Annotated in this window: 24 protein-coding genes; 10 read left to right on the top strand and 14 right to left on the bottom strand. The window is 35.8% G+C overall.

Annotated elements, in window-relative coordinates:
- Positions 1-257: 257 nt before the first annotated feature.
- Entirely contained in the window at positions 258-1,346 is a 1,089-nt protein-coding gene (serC, locus tag MWJ95_RS10835; RefSeq protein ID WP_249105515.1) for a 3-phosphoserine/phosphohydroxythreonine transaminase, read from the bottom strand.
- Between the two features lie 477 nt (positions 1,347-1,823).
- Here serC and MWJ95_RS10830 point away from each other — a divergent pair, with 477 nt between their 5' ends.
- Positions 1,824-2,360, top strand: coding sequence for a hydrolase (locus MWJ95_RS10830; protein WP_249073547.1), 537 nt, complete (start codon positions 1,824-1,826; stop codon positions 2,358-2,360).
- Between the two features lie 251 nt (positions 2,361-2,611).
- Here MWJ95_RS10830 and MWJ95_RS10825 read toward each other — a convergent pair whose 3' ends face one another.
- Positions 2,612-3,121: a PCYCGC domain-containing protein gene (locus MWJ95_RS10825; protein WP_249073548.1), complete on the bottom strand. Its 510-nt coding sequence runs from the start codon at positions 3,119-3,121 to the stop codon at positions 2,612-2,614.
- A gap of 80 nt (positions 3,122-3,201) precedes the next feature.
- Positions 3,202-5,514, bottom strand: a complete 2,313-nt coding sequence (locus MWJ95_RS10820; protein WP_249073549.1) for a YhgE/Pip domain-containing protein — start codon at positions 5,512-5,514, stop codon at positions 3,202-3,204.
- A 191-nt stretch (positions 5,515-5,705) separates the two neighbouring features.
- Here MWJ95_RS10820 and MWJ95_RS10815 point away from each other — a divergent pair, with 191 nt between their 5' ends.
- The 5 genes from MWJ95_RS10815 (at position 5,706) to MWJ95_RS10795 (ending at position 11,257) form a co-directional block, all read left to right on the top strand.
- Positions 5,706-6,185, top strand: coding sequence for a thioredoxin family protein (locus tag MWJ95_RS10815; RefSeq protein WP_249105513.1), 480 nt, complete (start codon positions 5,706-5,708; stop codon positions 6,183-6,185).
- Positions 6,186-6,283: 98 nt separating this feature from the next.
- Positions 6,284-6,985, top strand: coding sequence for an O-linked GlcNAc transferase (locus MWJ95_RS10810; protein ID WP_249105511.1), 702 nt, complete (start codon positions 6,284-6,286; stop codon positions 6,983-6,985).
- A gap of 434 nt (positions 6,986-7,419) precedes the next feature.
- Entirely contained in the window at positions 7,420-9,597 is a 2,178-nt protein-coding gene (locus MWJ95_RS10805; RefSeq protein ID WP_249105509.1) for a bifunctional diguanylate cyclase/phosphodiesterase, read from the top strand.
- A 176-nt stretch (positions 9,598-9,773) separates the two neighbouring features.
- Complete coding sequence (locus MWJ95_RS10800; RefSeq protein ID WP_249105507.1) at positions 9,774-10,328, top strand: hypothetical protein; 555 nt, start codon at positions 9,774-9,776, stop codon at positions 10,326-10,328.
- Positions 10,329-10,603: 275 nt separating this feature from the next.
- A complete protein-coding gene (locus MWJ95_RS10795; protein WP_249105506.1) occupies positions 10,604-11,257 on the top strand; it encodes an alpha/beta hydrolase in 654 nt (217 codons plus the stop codon).
- A 286-nt stretch (positions 11,258-11,543) separates the two neighbouring features.
- On the opposite strand, the gene proC is transcribed toward MWJ95_RS10795, so the two are convergent.
- Complete coding sequence (gene proC / locus MWJ95_RS10790; RefSeq protein ID WP_249073555.1) at positions 11,544-12,344, bottom strand: pyrroline-5-carboxylate reductase; 801 nt, start codon at positions 12,342-12,344, stop codon at positions 11,544-11,546.
- Between the two features lie 329 nt (positions 12,345-12,673).
- Here proC and cyoE point away from each other — a divergent pair, with 329 nt between their 5' ends.
- A complete protein-coding gene (gene cyoE / locus MWJ95_RS10785) occupies positions 12,674-13,624 on the top strand; it encodes a heme o synthase (RefSeq protein ID WP_249073556.1) in 951 nt (316 codons plus the stop codon).
- Between the two features lie 21 nt (positions 13,625-13,645).
- Here the strand turns inward: cyoE and MWJ95_RS10780 are convergent, their stop codons facing one another.
- Positions 13,646-14,380 (bottom strand): metallophosphoesterase, encoded by a 735-nt coding sequence (locus MWJ95_RS10780; RefSeq protein WP_249105504.1) that lies wholly within the window; start codon positions 14,378-14,380, stop codon positions 13,646-13,648.
- A gap of 305 nt (positions 14,381-14,685) precedes the next feature.
- Between MWJ95_RS10780 and MWJ95_RS10775 the strand changes: the two genes are divergently transcribed.
- Complete coding sequence (locus MWJ95_RS10775) at positions 14,686-15,168, top strand: immunoglobulin-like domain-containing protein (RefSeq protein WP_249073558.1); 483 nt, start codon at positions 14,686-14,688, stop codon at positions 15,166-15,168.
- 291 nt (positions 15,169-15,459) lie between these two features.
- Here MWJ95_RS10775 and MWJ95_RS10770 read toward each other — a convergent pair whose 3' ends face one another.
- The 4 genes from MWJ95_RS10770 to MWJ95_RS10755 form a co-directional block, all read right to left on the bottom strand.
- Positions 15,460-15,912, bottom strand: coding sequence for a helix-turn-helix transcriptional regulator (locus MWJ95_RS10770; RefSeq protein ID WP_249073559.1), 453 nt, complete (start codon positions 15,910-15,912; stop codon positions 15,460-15,462).
- Between the two features lie 139 nt (positions 15,913-16,051).
- On the bottom strand, positions 16,052-16,456 hold the full coding sequence (locus MWJ95_RS10765) for a hypothetical protein (RefSeq protein WP_249073560.1): 405 nt from the start codon (positions 16,454-16,456) through the stop codon (positions 16,052-16,054).
- Between the two features lie 158 nt (positions 16,457-16,614).
- Positions 16,615-17,943, bottom strand: a complete 1,329-nt coding sequence (locus tag MWJ95_RS10760) for a hemolysin family protein (RefSeq protein ID WP_249073561.1) — start codon at positions 17,941-17,943, stop codon at positions 16,615-16,617.
- Positions 17,944-17,975: 32 nt separating this feature from the next.
- The gene (locus MWJ95_RS10755) at positions 17,976-18,359 is read right to left on the bottom strand and encodes a MerR family transcriptional regulator (RefSeq protein ID WP_349294142.1); all 384 of its coding nucleotides are present in this window, start codon (positions 18,357-18,359) and stop codon (positions 17,976-17,978) included.
- 384 nt (positions 18,360-18,743) lie between these two features.
- Between MWJ95_RS10755 and MWJ95_RS10750 the strand changes: the two genes are divergently transcribed.
- Positions 18,744-19,322, top strand: coding sequence for a YdcF family protein (locus MWJ95_RS10750; RefSeq protein WP_249073562.1), 579 nt, complete (start codon positions 18,744-18,746; stop codon positions 19,320-19,322).
- A 247-nt stretch (positions 19,323-19,569) separates the two neighbouring features.
- Here the strand turns inward: MWJ95_RS10750 and MWJ95_RS10745 are convergent, their stop codons facing one another.
- Positions 19,570-20,055: a hypothetical protein gene (locus MWJ95_RS10745; RefSeq protein ID WP_249105567.1), complete on the bottom strand. Its 486-nt coding sequence runs from the start codon at positions 20,053-20,055 to the stop codon at positions 19,570-19,572.
- Between the two features lie 194 nt (positions 20,056-20,249).
- On the opposite strand from MWJ95_RS10745, the gene MWJ95_RS24475 reads away from it, so the two are divergent.
- A complete protein-coding gene (locus tag MWJ95_RS24475) occupies positions 20,250-20,378 on the top strand; it encodes a hypothetical protein (RefSeq protein WP_283164663.1) in 129 nt (42 codons plus the stop codon).
- A 40-nt stretch (positions 20,379-20,418) separates the two neighbouring features.
- Here MWJ95_RS24475 and MWJ95_RS10740 read toward each other — a convergent pair whose 3' ends face one another.
- The 4 genes from MWJ95_RS10740 to MWJ95_RS10725 form a co-directional block, all read right to left on the bottom strand.
- Positions 20,419-20,991, bottom strand: a complete 573-nt coding sequence (locus tag MWJ95_RS10740) for a 5' nucleotidase, NT5C type (protein WP_249105502.1) — start codon at positions 20,989-20,991, stop codon at positions 20,419-20,421.
- 12 nt (positions 20,992-21,003) lie between these two features.
- Complete coding sequence (gene ispG, locus MWJ95_RS10735) at positions 21,004-22,119, bottom strand: flavodoxin-dependent (E)-4-hydroxy-3-methylbut-2-enyl-diphosphate synthase (RefSeq protein ID WP_249073564.1); 1,116 nt, start codon at positions 22,117-22,119, stop codon at positions 21,004-21,006.
- Between the two features lie 95 nt (positions 22,120-22,214).
- Complete coding sequence (locus MWJ95_RS10730) at positions 22,215-22,559, bottom strand: hypothetical protein (protein WP_249073565.1); 345 nt, start codon at positions 22,557-22,559, stop codon at positions 22,215-22,217.
- A 53-nt stretch (positions 22,560-22,612) separates the two neighbouring features.
- Complete coding sequence (locus MWJ95_RS10725; RefSeq protein ID WP_249105501.1) at positions 22,613-23,131, bottom strand: DUF1189 family protein; 519 nt, start codon at positions 23,129-23,131, stop codon at positions 22,613-22,615.
- Positions 23,132-23,218: the final 87 nt, after the last annotated feature.

Raw genomic sequence — 23,218 nt, 5'->3', positions numbered from 1 at the left:
GGCAAGTGAGGTTTCACTTGCAACTACCCCTTTTATAGTAATTATGCTGTTATATAAGTATTTTTAATTTTATTGTGGAAAAGTTATTAATGGCCTTACTCTAACAATCTATGCTTGTTGAAAGGAGACAGATTGGTATATGTCCGCTAGGCATTTAAATATTTTCTTAAAAAGAAGATGTTGCTGCTTCGTTGTCTTCTTTCCTCAACTATAAAAAAGACGAATGATGTGAGGAAATCATCATTCGTCTTTTTTTATTATTGATGTTTTTGTTGGAATGCTACCATAAAGTCACGTAATGCTTCACAAGCCTCTAACGGTACAGCGTTATAAGTAGATGCGCGGCAGCCGCCTACAGAACGGTGTCCATTTAGACCAACAAATCCTGCTGCTTTTGCTTCTACAAGGAATTGTTTTTCAAGCTCTTCATCAGCAACACGGAAAGTGATGTTCATTAAAGAACGGCTTTCAGGTGTTGCATGGCCTTTATAGAATCCATTGCTATTGTCAATAGCATCATAAATTACTTTTGCTTTTAATTCATTATGTTTGGCAATTTCAGCAACGCCACCTTTTGATTCTACCCATTTTAATACTTCACCTAACATATAGATCCCAAAAGTAGGTGGTGTATTGTATAAAGAGTTACTATCAGCGTGCGTTGAGTATTTTAGCATTGTAGGAATATTTTTATTCGCTTTCTCTAGTAAATCTTTGCGAATAATAACTACTGTTACACCAGATGGACCAAGATTTTTTTGAGCCCCTGCATAAATAAGACCGAATTTACTTACGTCAACTGGTTTAGAAAGGATATCACTAGACATATCCGCAACTAATGGTACATTTCCTGTTTCAGGGAAGTCATGCCATTGTGTACCGTAAATCGTATTGTTTGAAGTGATATGCAAATATGCATCCTCTGCATTGAATTGAATGTCTGCTAAAGCAGGGATATTACGGTATTGATTTTCTTTTGTACTAGCCGCTTCTACAGGCGTACCAAATAATTTAGCTTCTTTGAATGCTTTTTCAGACCATGAACCTGATAATACATAGCTTGCTTTTTGCTCTGCTTGTAGGAAGTTCATCGGTATCATCGTAAATTGAAGACTAGCTCCACCTTGTAGGAACAGAACTTCATAGTTTTCTGGGATAGCATAAAGCTTTTTCAATAAAGCAATTGCTTCATTATGTACTTCGTCGAAAATGGCACTACGGTGGCTCATTTCCATAATTGACATGCCTGAGTCGCGGAAGTTTACTAATTGTTGTTGGGCTTTTTCTAATACTTCTAGTGGTAGTGCAGATGGGCCTGCATTAAAATTGTATGCACGTTGTGTCAAAGTGGTACACTCCTTGTTTGGTTTTATAAGGTTACATCTTAATCATAGGGGGTTAAGTCCCTATTAATTGGTTGTTGAATCTATCAGGCTTTTACGATCCATTCAATTTTAATCTAAACAGTTGACCGTTAAAGCGGATAAAAGCACTTTACTGGATTATAACCCAATTTTCAAGAGAAAAAATAAAATTCTCACTATTTAAGCAGAAAAATGACAGGCTCGCAACAAAATGAACAAAATTGAGTTAAATTCATAATGGCTATGGAGGTTTAAATACGAACAAACAGATACATAGCTGTAGATATATGAGTTGATATTTCGTGATTTACACATTGCTTAATTAGGTGAATTATAAAATGTTCGTGTTTATAGATGAGAAATGGCTGAGAATGCAAACATTTTCGTTTGTTGAGCGAAGATAAACTTAATAACTTTCGGTATAATGAACTATGAATACGGAGATAAGGGGTGTTTTGAATGTTTACAATAGAAGAAGCATGTTTGGTTGTCGTTGATATCCAAGGTAAGTTGGCGACAATTGTTGATGACAGTGAAGCGATGATTGAAAATGTGGCAAAGCTGGTACAGGCTATGAAAGCATTGGAGGTACCTATTTTATGGCTTGAACAAAATCCAAGTCGTTTAGGTGGGACTGCATTGGATATTGCTCAGCATCTGCAAGGGGAAGCTATTGCTAAAATGGCTTTTAGTGCTTGGCAGGAGCAAGAGTTTGTAGAGGCAATGAAGGCAAGCGGTCGTACTCAATTTATCGTGACAGGTATCGAAACACACATTTGTGTTTACCAAACAGCTCGACAGCTAAAAGAACAAGGGTTTGAGGTTGAAGTTGTTGTAGATGCAGTGTCGTCACGTACAAAGGCCAATAAAGAGTTAGGACTTGAGAAGATGAAGGCACTTGGAATTTTACCAACAAGCGTGGAAATGATTTTATACGAGTTACTACAGCGTGCAGATCATCCACATTTTAAAACAGTGTTACAACTCGTTAAATAACAAAAAACCCATCGTTATGATGAGTTATTCATACTGTAGGCAAACTCAAAAAATTTGAGAGTTTGCCTACAGTCTTTTTCTTTTACAATTAATTCCAATAAACTTCTACATAAAGAGTACGTTTTATCAAGGTGAAAATTACCACTTTTAAACATGATGAAAGAAGTAAAAATGACAAAAGGAATCAAGTGTGAACTCCTCCGATTCCTTTTGTCGACAGTCTGAAACTCATCGTTACGATGAGTTTTTTATCAAGCGGGCATATCAGTCGGTGTTGGTTTTGCGTAACCTTCTTTATATGTCTCATCAATGGTTTGACGAATTTCTTTAAGGTCCATACCGTCTTTATGCATTTTTGCGGACTGTACAGCAATTTCTAGGCAAACGAGACAACGGGTACCGTGATCATCCCAGATAATTGTTCCATCCTTTCGCTTTTCCTGGATAAAGCAGTTTAAATTGCTTTTATGCCCAGCTGATTCGCCACATCCACAATAGCATGGAATCCACTTCAAAATGTCTGTAGATTGTCCAGCGATTTGATATACTAAGCGAATATCTTCGGATTTATTATCTAAAAACGATGGCAAAACATCAGCAGATGCAGTTTCCTCCTGAATATCTCCAGAAGCTTGTGCATGTTCACTATGTGAAGCTTCTTTTTGCGCTTCATCTGGATTTTCTTCAACCTTTTTCTCTTCACCACAAGCACTTAACACGAATAATAACAACAAAGCAAAAATAGATAGTAGTTTTTTCAACAAAAGCGCCTCCTACATGTTTACAATACTTCCATTATAACATCGTTCCTTTAAACATTTATAAGAAGCGCAAGTGAAAATCAATGAAAAATATCGAGTCCACGTGTTTTGTTCATGAAAAGTTCCATTTTCTCACTCAGTAATTTTTTCAAGAAGAAACCAAATAGAATGAAAATGAACCAGAAGAAAGATAAAAAGGCTAGATCAACCCATACTTTTGTCCAAATAATACCACCAACTGCCTCTCTCATCATTTCAATTGCATAAGTAAAAGGGAGAAATGGATTTATTATTTGGAAAAACTTAGGTAGTAATTCAACGGGATATGTGCCACCAGAACCTGCAATTTGCAGTACTAACATGACAATGGCTAACGCTTTCCCTACATTTCCGAAGACAGATACTAGCGTATAGACAATTGTGATAAACACTAAGCTAATAAATAGCCCAAATGGAACAAAGAAGTAAGGAGCACTAATTGATCCATCTAAAAGAACAATATCTCCTATTGTAATAATGAGTGTTTGAATAAATGAAAAAGTTGCAAATGTTAATAATCGCCCAAAGTAAATTTGACGAATACTGTATTGATTCTTCCCGTGAATATCTACAGATAAAAGAGAAATTAATAATAAACAACCAACCCAGATGGAAAGCACAGTGTAAAACGGTGTCATAGCTGTTCCATAATTAGCAATTGGGAACATTCTATGCTCCTGAAGCTTAATAGGCTCCTCGAAGAAATCCCGCTCAGCATTGACGTCGTTTTTCAATAATTGAACGATTTCAGAAATATCAGCTTCACTTTCTAATGTTCTTAGCTTGTCTGCAAGAGCCTTAATTTTTGTACTTAAAGCTGGGAAATTTGCTTGTACTGTACCAATTGTTTTATTTGCTTTTGCTAACATATCTTTGGCATTTGATAAACGATTTGTTGCTTGCGGTAGTAAATTTTTAACATTTGTTAACATGGTTGACGCATTTGTTAACGTATTTTTGGCAGAGGCTATGGTCGAATGAATTTGTGGCTCTAGTTTATCGTTATAATGCGTAAGGAATTGCTGAAGATTGTTGGAAGCATTTTGTGCAACATTTTGAATATCAGCAAGATCTTTTTTTATCGTTTCAACATCAATATTATTTAACTGTTGTACTTTAGTTGAGGCGTCCGTTAATAATGCATTTAGCTGATTTAATGCTGTTAAAGAACTTGAAGAATAATCAGTAAAACTAGGATTTGCCTGTAAATCCCCACGTATGGCTTCAAGCTGTTCAATTATTTTATTATTCGTTAGTAAATTTTTAACGTCTTCAGAATTACTTTGCTGTAGCGCTGTCAGGATGTTTTGTACCTTGTTTTGAAGCTGTTTACGAGTCGAAGCATCAGCTTGTGTTAATTTTTGAAGTGCTTCAAGTGTTTGGATGCTACTATTTACTTTTTCGCGAGATGCATCCAGCTGATTTGTAATCGTATCCTTTATTTGAGCAATCTTCGCTGAATCCACATTAGTATTTTGAATCTTCGCTACTATATCTGTAAATCGTTGAGCAATATTTTGCACAGCTTCTAAATCTTTTTTTACGATAGGTGATAATTGGTTGAACAATGTATCAGCTTCATTAACCAAATTTAAACCTTTATGGATAGTTGTTAGACCGTCATTTGTTAACTTCTCAACTTCTGGCACTTGGGTAATCGTATGATTCAGTAATGTCTCGGCTTCTTTCCCGCCTTTGGCAGTTTGTGCTAAAAATGATGTGATTTCTGGGAGGTGATGTTCAATTGTAAAAATGTAATCTTCAAACTTTCTAAAGTCTGGAATTTCTTTTTCCATCTCAATACCGACCGTATTAAAAATAGAAAAAAGTGTTCCGTTGACAGTTGAGATAAACTCACTAGATACTTGTTGTGTCAGGCCGCTAGCACCTTTACTTGTAATCTTGGGTGCGATTGGATTTATTTTTTCATTTACATAGTAATCGATATGTGCTTTAGTAGGCACATTCGATATTATAGAGGTCAGTTTTTCAGAAAAATCACTAGGGACAACAATAACCGCAAAATAGTTACCGTTTTTTAACTGATCAATGGCTTCGTCATGAGAGGTAAATTCCCAAGTAAAGTTTTCATTCGTACTTAAATTGTCTACTACCTCATTACCAACATTAATATCTTCCCCTCTAACTTTCGCTCCTGAGTCTTCATTGACAATAGCAATTTTCATGTTTGCAGTATGAGCATAGGGATCCATTGAGGCATAAATATTGAGCCACGCATAAAGGGAGGGTAAAAAAATAAGTCCACCAATAATGACAGCAACTACCCAGTTTGTTAAGATATTATGGATATCACTTTTATAGATTTGGAAAACATTTCGGAAAGTGTTTTTCATTTCATCACCCCACATTCGTTTGAGCATTCTATATGTATGTTCCCAAATTCGGGCCAATTTATGTTTGAATTATAAAAAAACTTATTTTTAAAGACTAATTAGTTTACTAGGATTTAAAAACACTTTATAATCAATCGCGAATACACTAAAACTAGGATTTTTTGGTGTAAAAAAGGAGGAACATGATTCAAGTGAAAAAACTACTAATCATTGGCTCAGTAATTGTTTTGTTATTTGCGGTAATTATTGTGCTAACAAAAGTCTCGAACAATAGCAAATTAGAAAACGCAGAGAAACTTTATGGCGACAAAGAACTAAAACAAGAAACAATTGATCAATTGGATGATAAAAATTACCAAAATATTATGTTACCTGACGAACTTGAAAAAAAAATAAAAGCTGGGGAAGATGTAAATGCTTATTTTTTCAGTCCAATATGCGTGCACTGTAAAGCTTTTACACCTGAGTTAATGCCGATTGCTAAGGAGCTTGGCGTTGATATTGCTCAATTAAATGTGTATGAATACGATGAATTATGGCAAAAGTATAATGTCACAAAAACACCAACTTTCATTCGCTTTGAAGGTGGTAAAGAGGTACAACGTTTTGAAGGTGCCTTACCAGAAAAAGATTTGCGTACATTTTTAAATAAAGAAGTATTAAAAAAATAAGGTATGCTGAGACTGAATCAAATATTATTTTGATCAGTCTTTTTTAATTTTGGTGTATACTAAATATACTGAAGAGTTGTACATTGGAGGAATATTGAATGACGATGGATGATTATTTTTATAATGGTGAGCTAATGAAGTGCTATGAGGCAGCTAAGCAAGTTACAGATGAAAAAGAGAAAGCGTTAGCTGATAAATATATTAAATTATTAGAAGAGTATGATTTTGCTAGTTATCCAAAGCCTACAATGGGCGTTGAAACTCAACATGCTGAACGAGCGGATGAGAGCTATCCTGAATCCGATGCCGTCGTCGAAATTCGTGCAATCAAGGATGAGGCAGAGTTTGCTAAACGTATTAAAGAGCTAGAGGATATAGCAACAAAGGGTACTCCAAATGAAAAGGCCCATTCATTTTTTACACAGGGTGAATTGTTTTTGTTTGCCCATCATTACAACGAGAGTGTCCATTGTTTTAAACAAGCAGTCAAAGAAAATCCTAACAAGGCGTTATATTGGGGCATCACAGGTCAAACGATGCATCGCTTTGGATGGATGCCCTTCGATGCACTTGGCTACTTAGAACAAGCTATAAACTTAGATCCAAAAAATGCGCGTTGGAAATGGAATAAAGCACTTGTTCTGATTCAATTAGCGAAGGATTTGCAAATGGCGCCGTTTATAGCAAATGCTGCGATTATTTTAGAAGAAGCAATAGCTGATTGTGGCGAACATCAGCGTTCATTAAAAGATGCTATCCAAAATACAATCGATAATATGGATAGTTATGTATTTTCATAAGATATAAGATGTCTCAATGAGTTGAGGCGTCTTTTTTTTGTGCTGAAATCTGACGTTTGCGCTCCGCTTTCTCGTTTGCTGCTTTCGGCCATTCCGGTTTTGCATGTTGCCTTAAGTCATACCTAACATTGTGATGAAGATGCTCGGTAAAACGGAATAAACAATTTTTTATGAGTTGAGCTTGTTTTTTTGTAATTTATCCCTATTTCTATTCGGTTTTGAGTTTTGATTGAAAAGTCGATATTTCATGGTAATCTTATAGTATAATTATTCCAAATTTCCTAGCCGAATTAAAGATTTGGAAGGGAATTCAAGAGTTTGTTTGATATAGTTTGTTATTTTTCAAGAACTATATAATCAATACGATTTTTGTTGAATAGGATCATCCATATATCTGAGAAAATATGTTTGAATCAAAGGAGGGTAGTTGGAAAATGTGGGGATTTAATGAGGATTTTCCGTTTGTGCGAAAAGGCATTCAATTCATGCTAGTATCAATAATTTTCTTAATCATAATTGGATTAGGAAGTGATGAATTTTATGGAGTAATGGGTAAGAACAACTATGTTACGATTCATTTATTGATGGAAATACTCATTATTGTGGTGACGATGTCAATTTCGATTCAGACATGGTTAATATCACCATTTATTTTATCAAATAGAGGCCTGTATGTTGGGGCATTGTTTTTAACATTTAGCTTCATCGAAATAGCACATGCACTCACCTATAAGGGAATGCCTTTCTTCATTACCGAAAGTACACCGTATGCGGCAACTTGGTTTTATATGTTCGGTCGATTACTATTATCGATTGGTTCTCTTTTTATTTATTTTATCAAGGAGAAGGAAATCAAATTAATTGATCGCTGGTTCATTTATAGTTTGCCATTCGTAATAACCATTAGTTGTTTTGTCGTTCTCTATGCTCCTACGCCTGTTTTGCCACCTCTTATGATCGAAGGGGAAGGTCCTACTAATTTAAAAAATACTTTACAATATATAGCTATAACGCTTCAAATGGTGATTATGGTTCTATTGCTTAAAAATTTTAAGAAAGCACCAAAAATTATATTTTTGCTATTAGGTAGTTCGATTTATTTAATATTGAGTGATATACTTTTTACTATTTATCTAGATGTTTATGATATTAAAAACTTTATAGGACATATTTTTGAGTTAGGTGCATTTTATCTTTTATTTAGAGCTATTTATTATTCTTCTATCGAAAAACCATTTCAGCAGTTAGTGGCTACACAAGCGCATTTAGAAAATTCTCGTGAAAAGATGCATTTTATGGCTTACCATAATGAGATTACGAATTTACCAAATGAACGTTTTTTAATGGAATCATTAAAAAGGGATTTATACATAGCTAAATCACAAAAGGCAATTCTTGCTATCGGTATAGAAAGAATTGCTGCTATTAAAGCGTCTTTAGGTAGCACCTATGCAGACCAAATGATAAGTTTAATCGCGCAAAGGTTGAAAAGTGTTTTACCAGAGAAATATTTGCTATGCATGTTGCGAGAAGATTATTTTGTTGTTTATATAGATGAGGTGAGCAATACCCAACAATTGACCCAGCTCAGTCAACAGCTTCAATTAGTCATGGAAGAAACTTTTCAAATTCAACATTTTTCTTTAAATAGTCAATTAAATATAGGTATTGCTTTATTTCCAACAGATTCTCATAGGGAAGAGGAGCTTATTAGATTTGCGCTTTATGCTATGCATGAAGCTCAGAAAACACCAACACGTATACGATTTTATGAGTCTTCATTATCACATGAAACGACTGAACGACTTTTATTAGAAAATGATTTACATGATGCTTTAGATAATCAAGAGCTTTTTTTAGAATATCAACCGCAACTTGATTTACGTACGGGTCAAATTAAGTCGGTAGAGGCTTTAGTCAGATGGCAGCATCCTAAAAAGGGTTGGATTTCTCCGGGGGTTTTCATTCCAATTGCTGAGGAATCTGGATTAATTATTCCAATAGGACAATGGGTTCTAGAAACAGCGTGTAAACAAGTAAAGAGTTGGGAAGCTGCAGGATTGCCACCGATTAAAGTAGCGGTCAATCTATCACTAGGTCAACTTTTTCAGCAAAATTTAGTTGAAATAATTCATCATGTTCTTGAGAAGACACAATTAGAGCCAAAATATTTGCAGCTAGAGATAACGGAAAGTATGACGATCCATATTGATCATATGACGATGATTTTACACAAATTGAAGGCCCTTGGGGTTACGATTGCAGTTGATGATTTTGGGACGGGCTATTCATCCTTATCTTATTTGAAGGATTTCCCTATAGACTGTTTGAAAATTGATCGGTCTTTCGTTCAGAAAATACAATCGAATACTACAGATAAGGCATTAGTTGACATGATTCTTTCTATGGCAAAGCATCTACAGTTAAAGGTAGTTGCGGAAGGAATAGAAGAGGTAGAACAGCTATCCTATCTATTAGAAAGTCAATGTGATACTGTACAGGGCTTCTTATTTAGTAAACCTGTACCTCCAAATATATTACTTGAGAACTATCAAACGCTTCACAATGATGCAAAAAATATTTTAGATTCAATTACTGCTTCTAAAGTATAAAGAGTTCAAGAAACATCCTTGTTTCATTTTATGATGAAACAAGGATGTTTTTTGTTAGCGATGTAATTCTAGGACAGCCTACATCGCAGACCTAATCGTTACCCGTTTCTTTATATTCTACAATCATGATATGATAGTGGGGAAATGATATGTAGAAATAAAGGACGGGTTTTTTCATGGCACAAGAAGCGGCAAATAAATTTATTGAAAAAGTATGTAACCATTTAGTGCGCAATATGAATATTACTAAGGTTGAGGAGCACTTTAAAGAGGCATTAGAGATACAGCGTAATTCAGCACAATCTCAAGTTGATTTTTGGGATAAATTAATGATTAACATGCTGTATTTTACTGAGAATGAGCAAGTTTGGGAAAAAGAATTTTTGAAGATGCTCGAAAAGAAAGAGTGGTTAAAGACTTCTGTACTTGAGGAAGAGCTTTTAATGCATCAAATGCGAATTCGTCAGCAAGTTGCGGAACAAATGGATGCTGCTAAAGAATTGTTTCATAAGCAGTATGTGGCAGACAATATGACAGAGGAAGATATTGTTTACGATTATGCTTATAGCTCTGCTGGACATTCCATGCGCGTAGATTTATTAACGGTACTTGTCTCTACACCGGAGCAATCAAAAGTGCTATTTAATGCAGATCCACAGGAAACGATCCGCATAATTAACGGCTATATAGCTTATCATACTGACGGGATTATTAATAAAGTAATACTTTAATCAGTAGGAGGCTTTATGTCTGCGGGATAAACAACATTAATCTAGTTTGCAGTTATATAAGTTGATTGCAGTCCCTAGGAGCGAGCCGATAGAGGAACGAAGGCTAAAAGTATACGTTCTATACGTATCCTTTCTATCCATTAAGTGCTTGCGTGGAGCTTTCGTACATAAAAAATCGTGTTCTAATGTCTTAACACGAAGCAATCCTGTTTTTGTCTAGATATTATTTGCAGTATAATAAGGTGACACTAAGTTAACCTGAAAGGAATTTTTAAATGAATACACCATTTACTTTTAAACATACACAACCAACAAATATGGCTCCAAATAAAAAATATCCAGCGATTTTTTTACTGCATGGAATGGGTAGTAATGAAGATGATTTACCACAATTAGTGCAGGACTTTAAAGAGCAATGTCATATCATTAGTTTACGTGGACCTATTTCGCAAAAACCTGGCTATGCTTTTTTCACAATCCAAGATATCGGTAAACCAGACCGTGAAATTTTCGATAAAGTGTTAATTGCTCTACAACGATTTGTACTAGAGGCAATTGATGAATATCAAATTGATCCACATAAAGTGTACATGCTTGGATTCAGTCAAGGCGCAGTTTTGGCACAGTCACTTGCTTTTGTAATGGGCAATTTAATTACAGGAATAGTGGCATTAAGTGGCTACACGCCAAAATTCGTGACAGAGGAATATGCAATTCGCTCCGTCAATCATTTACATGCATTTATTTCTCATGGTGATTATGATTATGTTATCCCATCACAATGGGGCGCTGAAAGTAAAGAAATATTTGAGCAATTTGGTGCTACTGTGACATTTAAACAGTATCCAGATGGGCATGGTGTTACACCAGAAAATCTACGTGATCTAACTGCATTTTTAGCACAGGAATTACAAGATACTATTCAATGAAAACAAAATGGTCAAGGAAATCTTTGTGGAGTTGTGGCGCTTAAAAACCATAATTTAAAGTACCATGCCAGAAGATATATGCTATGTGAAGTGGTTGATTGGAGTGGAGATTGGACGCTCCCAGGAAAGCGCCCAGTCGGAACGGAAATCAACCCCTCATTTTGCCGAAGAGCCATACTATATTAAAACCTTAATTTCATTAACATAATAGTTTTTAACCAACATAAAAAACCGAGACATGCAGGATGTCTCGGTTTCATTTTATTCTTTACTATTCATTCAAGACCTATTTTGATAAGCTTCGATCTTTGTTAGTCACGGCAGCTACGGCATCGTGAATCGTTGTTTCAAAATGGTTACTTTGTAATGAGGACACACCTTGAATAGTTGTCCCTCCCGGTGAGCATACCTGATCAACAAGTGCCCAAGGGTGTTCCTGAGATTTGATAATCATTTTTGCACTGCCGAGTACTGCATTTGCCGCAATATCAAGCGCCATGCTTTTTGGCATTCCTTCACGTACAGCTGCACGTGCTAATGCGTCGATATACATATAGGTGAATGCAGGTGAAGCACCACCAATCGTTGTAAATATGGAAAATAAGTGTTCGGGTACCTCGATTATTGTACCGACTGTTTCAAACAGTGAGATGACATGCTGAAGATGTGCATCTAATACTGTCTCACTTGCTGTAAAGCAGCTAGTGGAAGCACCGATAAGCGCATTAATGTTTGGCATTACACGAATAATAGGTGTAACTTCAGATAAATAACCTTGGAAATATGAAACATTTTTACCTGCAGCTATGGAAACAATGACATGCTTGTCTTGTAAATGCTTTTTCACTTCAGGTAAAACATCTGGTAACATTTGGGGTTTGACACCGAGGATAATGATGTCACAATTCGACATAATATCTTCAATAGAGCTTGCTGCCTGAATGCCGTAAGAGGTTGCTAATTTTGTTGTTTTTGCTTTGGTACGATTATAGCCATAAATAAAAGTAGGATCAAAATCTCCGCTTTTACACATTCCTTTAATAATGGCCGTAGTCATATTACCAAGGCCGATAAATCCGTATTTCACGTGGTAGACACTCCTTCATATAGTTAAAACATACACCTTAGTATAGAGTAGATTGTTTTACTTGAATAGTAATATGCAAAGAATCAAGCCAATAAGGTTCAAATTCGCGGCAGTCGGTGGTATCATAGAAGATGTTGTGAATGAACGTGTATCTCTATTTTTCATTAGGTTGAATATAAAGAATAAAGAAAATCATGTACTTTATGTGAACATTGAGACAGACTCTATCTAAAAGAGGTAGAATAATAATTTGGTACGTCTAATGCAAAATTTGTCGCTTTCTAATGGTAAAGCGTGTAGAAATTAAGAGAGAAAAGGAATTAAGATGAATGGAACAAAATCTAAAAACGGAGCATAAACCACAAACTTCCGAGAAGTCATTGGAAAAGTCTTCACGCTCTTCTATTTTAGCGCAGACAGTGAAAACAGGAATCATTAAATCCAATTTAATTCCTATGTGGGCTGGTTTAACGCTAGGTATGTACAAAAATAAAATGACTTTCGTAGAGAATATACCTGAAATTATTTTCGCAACGATTGGTTCAGCACTTGTTATTGGTGCTGCTGGAGCATTTAATAATGTGTACGACCGCGACATTGATTCTGTGATGCCTCGTACGCAAAGTCGACCAACTGTAACTGGTGAAATGTCAGCTAAATCAGCACTAATTTTAGCTTTTGCCATGCTTATTATCGGGGCATCTGTGTTGGCTCTTGCTTCACCACTAGCTGCTGGATTTGGTCTCTTAGGAGTATTTTTATATGTAGTACCTTATACAATGTGGACAAAACGACATACGATTTATAACACGGAAGTTGGGAGTATAGGAGGGGCGATTCCAGCGTACATTGGCTGGGCGGCAGTTTCTTCTGATATTACACACCCTGCAATACTCGGCCTGTTTTTAGTGATGGTCATTTGGCAGATGCCACACTTCTATGCCATTGCTATTCGTAAGCACGCTGATTACGAAGCGGCTAACGTTCCAATGCTTCCAGTTGTAAAAGGGATGCGTCGTACTTATTATCAAACGAACTTTTATTTAATCTTATTAATATTATCAAGCTTTTTATTTGGCACTTTAAGTGTTGGCATTATGCTTGTTGCTTTATTGCTAAGCATTGCATGGCTTGTGATGAGTATTTACGGTTACCATAGTAATAAAGATCAAATAAAGTGGGCGACAAAAATGTTTGTTTTCTCACTTATCCATATGACCATTTTATTTACAACGGTTATCGTGTACTCTTTAGTAGGTGTTATTTTTAAATTGTATTAGAAATCGCGAAAAGCCAACAGGTTATTCTACACTTGTTGGCTTTTCCTTTTCCACCGAGATAATTTGACGACTTGGCCATTCTATTGCGTGTAACTGACCTCCAAAAACAGCTCCACCATCTATACCAATGATATTATTTTCACCAAAATAGACACTGTAATTTGTTGGATTCTGGTGAAGTCTATAGGTAGGTGTATGGCCAAAGATTACAGTTTTCTCGCCTTGATAACCTACATGAAATTCTTCGCGAATCCATAAAAATTGCAAAGGATCGGTGTCTGCCAAAGCTACTCCAGGAACAACACCGCCATGTACAAAAATGGCATCCTCTAATTCGATATAAGTAGCAAAAGTTTCAATAAGCTGTAAATGTTCTTCTAGCTTTGGTAAGGTCTGAATAAAGCTAGGTAGAGTATCATTTTCAATAGCTTCTGTAAAATCGTCTAACTGATAACCATAGCTCGCGAGTGTTGCTTCGCCACCGCAAAGTGCTACCCAATGATTCCATGGTTTAGGAAGGCCAGAGCGACATGCTTTTAGCATAATAGCTTCATGATTTCCTAGTAAGACACGTGCACCTTTTCCTTGTAATTCTCCCACTAAGTTTAAAACGCCACAAGATGCAGGCCCTCGATCAATATAATCGCCAAGTAAAAATAGCTGATCTAGCGAAGTATCATAATTAGCTTTTAATAATAATTCTTCAAAAAGTTCTATTTCTCCATGTATATCACTAATTGCTAGTATTCGATCCATAAAAGAGCATCCTTTCCAGTATTAGAGAACTACTAATAAGTATAGAGAATAGTTTTACAAATATCGACTAATGTAACTTTTAACCATATATTTGATTGTAATGTTATCACAACATATAAAGGTTTCTAGTTATTCTTTATCATATGACGAAATGATTCCATTTCTGTATTCGTTCGTCTAAAGTGTTGGGAATAGATGTGGAATTTGCTACAGCTTGCTATTCAGCTAACGAAGCAGTTTGGTGAAGTTAGGTTTTTGAAACTTTAATCAAAAATCAATGTCTAAATAGTAAAGGGGGAGAAAATTTGAAAAGAATTTTTATCGTATTGGCGGTCATTAGTTTTGTATTAGTCGGTTGTTCCGAAGAACTAGACGATCAAACAAGAGAACCGACAACTGACTGGGAACAAACAATATACGGAACTGTCAACAACCTTGAGGGAGTAACGATGATTGTAAAGGAAGGAACGGTCACTTCTACTGGATTGACGGTGACATTTGAGAATAACTACAACAAGCAAATTATCTATGGTGAATATTATTTGTTGGAAAAGAAAATCAAGGGGAAATGGTACCAAGTTCCATTTGCCTTTGATGGGAACCCCGCTTTTAATGATATTGGCTATAGCTTGGATTCTTCGGTTGCTAAGGAATGGCAAGTGAAGTGGGAGGGGCTCTATGGAAGTATAGATCACGGTGAATACCGAATAGTGAAAGAAATGCTGGATTTTAGAAACGCTGGGGGCTATGACAAGTATCATTTGACAGCGGAGTTTACAGTTGATTAACGAAACAAAATTAGTATGTAAGAACGAAATATTGTACCTTAAAGTAACGGAGTGCCTTTGTTGAATGCGATTTATAATATGTAAAACAGAGTTGATTCTACACATTTTGTAGAGTAACTCTGTTTTATGAATAGTAGCAGTCTTTTAGAGAATATCAAATATAGGAAATAAAAGATTTAAATAGAGCGCCATCACTGGCAGTATCGTGCAGCCTAAACAAAGTTTCTTTAATGCTACTTGCGTAAAACCTAAAAGTATTTGGCCGTAATGTTTCTATGGTAGTAGCGAGTTTTAGTCTTTTTTATAGTCTTCCCAAACTTGCTTGGCTATTGACTCATCGAATGTTGATAGTAGTCGATAGTTGTTTGTATCTAAAATTCGAAAATGCTGACTAATGACGTTTTGTTGTAGACGATAACCTTTGTACTCGCTAAGATTTTTCCACCATATGTATCCACCCATCGTCTTTTCCTTTGGCTGTAATGTGCCGTTATTAGCGATTAAGTCGACGACCTCAAGTGGATCCCCGCCAAGTTCATGCTGTAAAATTGTGCTTTCTCTGCATAAAGCGCACACCGCAACGGTTGTGGTCCAGCCAGTAGAAATACGACCTTTTTCAATTTGAACAAGTGTTTTTTTAGAAAGTCCTAGTAAATCACTCATCTGATCCTGTGTTAAATCTTTTTCGGTACGGATTAATTTCAGTTTTTCTGAAATAAGTGTGACTAATTGCTCACGATTCATCCAAAACACCCTTTCTTTCAGATAGTTAAATACTATTATACATGAAAGTGGTCAGAGGTGTTTTTTGTTTCGTGGGAAATTAAAACGTAAAAAAACAGACTGCCCAGCAATTCTTTTCATTGGACAGTCTGCAAAATAGTTAAATTTCGTATTTTTTCGTGTCAGAAATAACACGGAAATGGATCCCTTTAATTTGAGCGCTTACTTTATGACGTAATGTATCAATATCTACTAGTTCATCATTATCATTGACACATTCTGCAATTTCTTGTAATAGCTTTGTAAAAGCCTCTTTGAAGAGTGAACGCATATTATCAAAATCTAGGCTACGGAAGTTTCCATCAATATCAAATGCCTCTACAGAATTTAATTGCTTTGAAGCACCAGCAAAGCGATCATCGTACACTGTGTAGTTTTCATCTGTAACTACGATAATATATAATATTTCACCAGTAATTGTTTTTAATTCGATGTTGGTTTTGTGTTTTTTAACATCGGTAATGATGTGAATACCGTCCGAATGATAGAGTTTAAACAATTTCATATGTATTGCCCCCTGAAAATAGAATCATATCCATATATTAATTATATATGGATATGCCTAATAATGGAATGGGACAAAAGTATTTGGAAAAACTGGAATAGCCCTATTTGAATGATACTGGTGAAGCAAAATTGTTATAAACTATTAAGAAAACCTGATTATGCTTCTAGTACAGTAGGTAACATATTGCGAAGAGGACGAACCTCGATGTAATCAATCCGATGCCCTTGTTGTTCATAAATACTAAATATATAAGGGGCCAGCTCAATATTTTTAGTAGCTTTAATGCCGTTATTTACTGTTAAAAACCAACCGCCCAATGTTCCGACTTCTTCTGCTTCCAGGGTTACATTTAATAGCTTTTCAACATCTTCAATGAGCATTTTTGCATTTAAAATATAGTGATTATCACTTACTTTTCGAATTTCTGCAATTTCATCATCGTCGAATTCATCGCGAATCTCACCAACAATTTCTTCTAAAATATCCTCAACGGTTACAAGTCCCGATGTCCCGCCGTATTCATCCATTAAAATGGCCATATGAATTCGCTCTTTTTGCATACGCACTAGTAATTCTTGAATAGGAATCGTTTCAATTACTCGTATAACAGGATTAATGAAATCTTCAAGGATTAATGAATCGTCTGTCAGTTGCTCAAGCAAACTATGAGTAAACAATTCTTTGACGTTGATAAAGCCCAAAATATTATCACGATCACCATCATAAACAGGATAACGAGTATATTTCTCAGCGGCGATAAAATGAATCATATTTGTAAAAGATTCATCTTTTTCAATTCCAACAATCTCTGTTCGAGGTACCATAATCTCACGAGCAATACGTTCATCAAATTCAAAGACATTATTCACAAACTTTAGCTCTGTTTTATTGATTTCTCCACTTTCAAAGCTTTCAGATAGTAGTAATCGTAATTCTTCTTCTGTATGTGATAACTCATGCTCTGAAGCAGGCTTCATCCCAAACATGCCAACTAATACTCGAGCTGAACCGTTCAAGAACCAGATAAATGGGTACATTACTTTATAGAACCACATAATCGGTTTAGCAAAATGGAGTGTAATCGTTTCAGCTTTTTGAATCGCAGCAGTCTTTGGAGCCAACTCTCCGACAACAACATGTAAAAATGTTGCGATGGCAAAAGCACTACCAATCGTAAAGACTGTCATATATTTATCTGGAATGCCAACCAAGTTAAAAAGAGGGTGAAGCATAAATTCAAAGGTTTTTTCACCGACCATCCCGATACCAAGCGCTGTGACAGTAATACCAAGCTGACAGGCAGATAAGTATTCGTCTAAATGATTAACAACATACCTTGCAGAAATGGCTCTTTTATTGCCTTCCGCAATTAATTGGTCAAGCCTTGAGGAACGTACTTTTACTATGGCAAATTCCGTTGCCACGAAAAAGCCAGTTAAAGCTAATAAAATGGTGAAAATCGATAAGTTGAGTATGGTCTCCAAATAGTCGTTCTGTATGAACAGAACGTCACCTCCTAATTATGAATAAGTAAAAGTAAAGATTGCATGAGAGCAATACTTTCGGGAGAAACATGTTTTTTAATCTTTTCAATATCTTGATTGTCTTGTTTGTTTATTTGTTCAAGTAGAAAAGTTACATCCTGCTCTAAGTCTTGCATTTTTACACGTAGCGTTTGTACATCGATTTCTTCATGCGGAGTGATGTTTAGCTCATGTTGTATATTTATGAGTGAAAGACCTTGCTGTTTGCGTTGCTCAATAAAATGAAGCCGTTCAATCATTGCAGGGGCATAGTAGCGATAATTGGATGCAGAACGTTCTGCTTCTAATAAGCCAATGTTTGTATAATAATCGATTGTTCTTTTTGTAATTCCCGTTTTTTCTGCAAGTTCGCCAATTTTTAATCTCTCTGTCCCAATACAAACACCTCCGAACCATCACGTGATACTTTAATTATAACTGGAGAGTTCGGTTAGTTTCAAACGGAAGAACCTGATATTTCTAAATTGTAAGATTTTTCAGAGGCTTATTTTTTGATGAACATAAAAATAAGAAGTTCTTAAAAATTATTATGGCAATAAATTTATTTGACTTGCTATAAAGTAGGTTAGGTTATTAAGATTAAAGAAGTGGATAGTGTGTTGTTTCAATTTATTCGTGGTGGATGAAATGAATAATATAAACTACGCTATAGGATCTATCGCATATTTTGAAATTTACTACTGATAATTTATGTAATGTCAATCGTTACAACGTAAATGGGAGGGGAATTAACGGTTATTATGAAGAAGGTATTCAAACTTATCACTATATTGCTCTCGGCAGTATTTGTTTTTTTCCTTTGCCTACACTTACTGATTGTGTCTCAAGGTAAAGATACTGCGATAGAAAATGCAGATTACCTCATTATTTTAGGTACACGTTTATCGGGGGATCAACCGTCTAGTCTACTGTACGAGCGCATCAAGACTGCAGCAGCCTATTTAAAAGAAAATCCAAATACAATTGCCATCGCTTCGGGCGGCCAGGGACAGGACGAAATTGTCTCTGAAGCCTCTGTCATTAAAGAATCATTAATGCAATTAGGTATTGAAGAAAAGCGAATTATCACCGAATCGAATTCGACTCGTACGCTTGAAAACTTTCAGTATTCAATGGATTACATAGACAAAGATGCCACAGTTGTAGTTGTGACAAATCGATTTCATCTATATCGCGCCGAATCTATTGGTGAAGATTTAGGACTTAACGTTACCGGCTTACCAGCTGCAACACCCTCTGAATTTCGTATTAAGTATTACTCCAGAGAATATTTAGCGATCGTGAAGTATTATTTAGAAAAAATACATATCCTCACCTAGCCTCATAGAATACAGCCTAGAAAGAGCTGCAACAAGACAATGATACTGTCAAGGAATTTCAAATCAGAAATTGCTGTAGTTGATAGCACAAAATCGGAATAACAATTTTATTGCGTGGATGGTGGGTAAAGGTTTCGATTCGTGAAATATCAAAAATCAAAACAAAAAGACAGAATTTCCTCTACCCGTTTGTAGATTAAATCTGTCTTTTTTTTGAGAAAATAGCCTTGTGTAAAAGCTACGGACTTTATTTTTGTAAATATGTATCATAGAGGTGATGTAGTGCATCTTCCCCATTCATTTTAAGAATCGTTTCATCATTAAAAATAAGTGTTACATTTGTGAGAGCACTATCAATTTTATCGTCCTTAATGGTGCATTTTATCTTTACTACGCCTGTTTCTGCTAGTTGTTTTTTCATCGTATCATCCCACTGTTGTTCAGAAAATAGTGGTGCTTGCCATGTACCACTCACATGGAGCTCACTTTTTTCAGCGTCATAATCCCAGCGTACGTCACGTAAAATAGTTTTAAATAGGTCATTAACTGTAAAGGATGTATCTTTATAGTCAATGGCAATTGCCCGTATAGCATGTACATCACGACCAACTGCACTGGCTGCAGTTTCTGCTGCTGAATTAATGCCTGAAACTGCGTCTTTAATTTCAGATAGTCGATTACCACAGCCAGCTAGCAGCACGCAAAGACTTGTTATACAAGCTATCTTTATCATCCATCTCACAAGTAGTCCCTCCAGTATTGCAAGTTGTTACTACTATATTAACGAAAAGAAAACTATGAAAAAAGGGCATGAGGGTGGCAGATTGTGACGGTTTTGCAACGATGTGACCTCCTCAAGAATGTACAAGAATTTGGATTTTTAAGTAACTGAAAATTTAGTGAATTTGAGAGAAGGAGTGGTTTGTGATGAAGATTAATGATGAATTACTTGAGCGATTAGGCGTTTATTTCGTATATCATGCTGTTTATGAAAAATATGGCATTACCTTTGAAAATTTCGTGGAGCGATGGTTACGAGGGATACTTGATGTATAAAAAGTAGAGTCGTGTTCAATGCTGAACACGACTCCTTTGTTTATTTAAAATAGTTTGTGATAAATTGGTTGGCTTCCTGCCAGTTATAAACGCGCACGACATTGTCTGGAACCGCAAGACGATTATAAGGCGTGTCAAATAACACAACTGGTATGTTTAATTCCTCCGCAAGCATGACTGCATTATCATGCTTATCTTCGAAAAATGCCTCAACACTATGTTTTTTTGCTACTGAAACTTTATCGTGACTACCGATGAGTTCGATATGATCATACGGAATAGATTGTGATTTAAACCAATTTACCGTAACATCTGATACATTCTCACCACGGGCAGAGATGTAATAAAGTTCGTAGTTTTCTCTCCAAGTATTTAAAATATCTTTCGCATCTTTAGCTGCTTCAGATACTTCGTACATAAATGGCTCATTTTCTTTAAACCATGTATTGAATGCTACACGATCAACGGGGTGGGGAAATGCTGATAAAAAATCATATTCGCACACATCGTCAAGTGTGATATTTACATTGTATTGTTTATTGATATGTGGAATGAGTGTACTAGGACATGTCACCGTTCCATCGATATCAATTCCAAAGCGTGGCTTTTTCATGCTAACACCTCCTTAGGCGTTTGCTTTTTCAGCTTCTTCGGCCGCGCGTTTTTCTGCCATTTCAGCTGCTAATTTATCGATCTCTTTTTTCAGCTCTTCTACCATTGTTTCTTCAGGGACTTTACGAACTGTTTTGCCCTTCATAAATAGTAAACCTTCACCACGAGCACCAGCAATACCTATATCGGCTTCACGTGCTTCACCAGGACCGTTTACCGCACAACCTAGTACAGCTACCTTTAACGGTACATTTAGTTTAGAAATATATTCTTCTACTTCATTGGCAATTGAGATTAAATCAATTTCGATACGACCGCATGTTGGGCAAGAAATAAGCGTTGCCATATTAGAAGCAAGACCGAATGATTTTAATAGCTCACGTGCTACTTTTACCTCTTCAACAGGGTCTGCAGATAGTGAAATACGTAATGTATTACCAATACCTTTTGAAAGGATAGCACCTAGGCCAGCTGCTGATTTTACTGTACCAGCAAATAATGTTCCTGATTCAGTAATTCCTAAATGTAGAGGATAATTAAAGGCCTTAGACGCTTTTTCATAGGCTTCAATCGCTAGATTTACGTCAGATGCCTTCATCGATACGATAATATCGTGGAAGTCCAAGTCTTCCAAAATTTTAATATGGTGAAGAGCAGATTCTACCATACCGTCTGCAGTAGGGTAACCGTATTTTTCTAAAATATGACGCTCTAATGAACCAGCGTTTACCCCGATACGGATTGGAATACCTTTTGCCTTAGCCGCATTAACAACAGCTTCTACTTTTTCCTTACGTCCAATATTACCTGGGTTAATACGAACTTTATCGATACCATTTTCAATTGCTTTTAATGCTAATTTATAATCAAAGTGAATATCAGCTACTAATGGAATATTGATACGTTTTTTTATGTCTGCAATCGCATCAGCTGCACGCTCATCTGGTACCGCGACGCGTACAATTTGACAGCCTGCTTCCTCAAGACGAAGAATTTCTGCTACTGTTGCTTCTACATCATGTGTTTTTGTTGTACACATACTTTGAATGAATAATTCATTACTACCACCAATTGTTAAATTACCGACACGCACTGGACGTGTATTTGTACGGTGACAAATTTCACTCATTAACTTTCTCTCCTTTTCGGGCCTTACTTTCGACCGTCACTGACATTTATTTTAGCAGTGTAAGAAAATAAGGACAAGGAAGAAACGTTAACTTTTCAATTTCCGCATTTGTTTTCAAATTCAAATGACAGTGGAAGCTTAATATTTTCACCAGGAACGAGTGCCTGTAATTGTAAATGAGGGTTTAATTCATAAAATAATTGTAAACGTTCTGGAAAGGTCATGGGTACTTTGGCAGGATGGAGTGCAAATAAACTGTGAATGGTATCGCCTTGAATTGTCTGTACAGTAATATAATTTGGTTCTCGCTGCTTTTCACAAAGGGCATTTTCTTTATTTTTTGGATAAAAGGCAGCAAGATGTAGTGAACCTTCTGTCAAATCTACTTTCGCGACAAAAGCAAAAATAATGATAATAGCTGTTAACACTAAAGCACGCAAATAATCCCCTCCTTTTCTAACACTATATTTAGAAGAGAGGGGATTCATGCCTATTATTTTGTAATTGGTTGTTTTGGATATTTTGTGATGGCTATGATTAGTAGAGTCATAGTTAACAGTAAAGAAAAAACAGAAATAATTGTACTGTTTATCGGTAGATAATCTGATAGCATACTTATTAGAATTGCCCAAGTCATGGCAAATGTTGAAGTACGCCAAATGTGTCGGTATTCTCCGCGACGTTTCATGATTTTTAAAATCAGTAGACCTGCTAAGGCATAGAGAGCTATTTGTGCAAAAATAAGCATCGTTGTAAAAACAAAAAGCATAATGAATGTCACGGGATACAATACCCATTTAACGCCTTCTATGTATTCAGTTATACCATTTAAACTATTCATATCAAATGTATCAACCGACATCCCGGCTGTGAAGCGACCAAAAGAGAAAACAGTCACAATAGTAATTAGAAGAAAGGTATATTGAATGACTTTTCCGATAGGTAATAAACGATAGGCAGCAAGTTTTTTGGGATGAATTAAGCTATCGATCAATAGTTGTGAGTGTTTCATAAACATATCTCCTCCAATCGCTATTCTAACATGTTCAACTTTGACAAGATATGAAATAAGTAATAATTGCTGAGAATACGATAATCA

Source organism: Lysinibacillus sp. Bpr_S20, assembly GCF_023337835.1.
GTDB lineage: Bacteria > Bacillota > Bacilli > Bacillales_A > Planococcaceae > Lysinibacillus.
This window is presented reverse-complemented; position numbering and strand designations above follow the sequence as displayed.

Coding starts and splice junctions, on each gene's coding strand:
- MWJ95_RS10830 (WP_249073547.1), top strand. CDS start 1,824: ATGTTTACAATAGAAGAAGCATGTTTGGTTGTCGTTGATATCCAAGGT.
- MWJ95_RS10820 (WP_249073549.1), bottom strand. CDS start 5,514: ATGAAAAACACTTTCCGAAATGTTTTCCAAATCTATAAAAGTGATATC.
- MWJ95_RS10810 (WP_249105511.1), top strand. CDS start 6,284: ATGACGATGGATGATTATTTTTATAATGGTGAGCTAATGAAGTGCTAT.
- MWJ95_RS10805 (WP_249105509.1), top strand. CDS start 7,420: ATGTGGGGATTTAATGAGGATTTTCCGTTTGTGCGAAAAGGCATTCAA.
- MWJ95_RS10800 (WP_249105507.1), top strand. CDS start 9,774: ATGGCACAAGAAGCGGCAAATAAATTTATTGAAAAAGTATGTAACCAT.
- MWJ95_RS10795 (WP_249105506.1), top strand. CDS start 10,604: ATGAATACACCATTTACTTTTAAACATACACAACCAACAAATATGGCT.
- cyoE (WP_249073556.1), top strand. CDS start 12,674: ATGGAACAAAATCTAAAAACGGAGCATAAACCACAAACTTCCGAGAAG.
- MWJ95_RS10780 (WP_249105504.1), bottom strand. CDS start 14,380: ATGGATCGAATACTAGCAATTAGTGATATACATGGAGAAATAGAACTT.
- MWJ95_RS10770 (WP_249073559.1), bottom strand. CDS start 15,912: ATGAATCGTGAGCAATTAGTCACACTTATTTCAGAAAAACTGAAATTA.
- MWJ95_RS10765 (WP_249073560.1), bottom strand. CDS start 16,456: ATGAAATTGTTTAAACTCTATCATTCGGACGGTATTCACATCATTACC.
- MWJ95_RS10750 (WP_249073562.1), top strand. CDS start 18,744: ATGAAGAAGGTATTCAAACTTATCACTATATTGCTCTCGGCAGTATTT.
- MWJ95_RS10745 (WP_249105567.1), bottom strand. CDS start 20,055: ATGATAAAGATAGCTTGTATAACAAGTCTTTGCGTGCTGCTAGCTGGC.
- MWJ95_RS24475 (WP_283164663.1), top strand. CDS start 20,250: ATGAAGATTAATGATGAATTACTTGAGCGATTAGGCGTTTATTTCGTA.
- MWJ95_RS10740 (WP_249105502.1), bottom strand. CDS start 20,991: ATGAAAAAGCCACGCTTTGGAATTGATATCGATGGAACGGTGACATGT.
- ispG (WP_249073564.1), bottom strand. CDS start 22,119: ATGAGTGAAATTTGTCACCGTACAAATACACGTCCAGTGCGTGTCGGT.
- MWJ95_RS10725 (WP_249105501.1), bottom strand. CDS start 23,131: ATGAAACACTCACAACTATTGATCGATAGCTTAATTCATCCCAAAAAA.